This window comes from Asaia sp. W19, assembly GCF_003994335.1.
In the GTDB taxonomy this organism is placed as follows: Bacteria; Pseudomonadota; Alphaproteobacteria; order Acetobacterales; family Acetobacteraceae; genus Asaia.
Window position 1 is genome coordinate 1 of the sequence record NZ_PNQZ01000002.1, and the last position, 588, is coordinate 588.

Genomic DNA, 588 nt, shown 5'->3' on the forward strand with positions numbered 1-588 from the left:
GTGGCATAATCCGCATCCGACACCTTGCCCGCGCTATGCAGGTCATTCAGGGCCTTCTGGGCCGTGGTCAGGGCGGTGATTGCCTGCTCACGCTCGCGGATCTGGGCAGCGATACTGCCATCACTGCCGCGCAGCTGGTCATCGACACGGTTCTGGCGTGCGGCGAGCGCCTGGGTGCCGTAGACGTCGCCCCCTGTTGCCTTCTGTGCGTACTCCGCAACGCTCTTCGGGGGGCTGGCAACCTTGCCGGACAGATACTGATCGACATTGCCCTCGCCCCAATTATAGGCCATGGCGACGAGCGCCTGATTGCCGTCATACTTGCTGTAAAGCCGCATGAGCAGCTGCACGCCCGCCGTGACATTGCCCGAGGTGGTGCGCAAATCATTGCCATTGGCACTCCCGGGCATGACCTGCATCGCCCCCAGCGCGCCCGCAGAAGACTGCACGACCTGGCCCTGGGCATCGTATTGCCCGGCTGCGCTTTCCATCGGCTGAATGCGATGGGCGAGCGCAAGCACATCGTTACTCGCGCCGAGCCCCGCGCCGATGGTGTCGATGCTTTTCGATACCGCAGCGGCGCCCCCC

Annotated in this window: 1 protein-coding gene; it reads right to left on the reverse strand. The window is 64.5% G+C overall.

Features of this window, described 5'->3' with window-relative positions:
- The coding region (locus C0V97_RS00770; RefSeq protein ID WP_148114909.1) for a lytic transglycosylase domain-containing protein at positions 1-588 on the reverse strand (588 nt) is incomplete at both ends.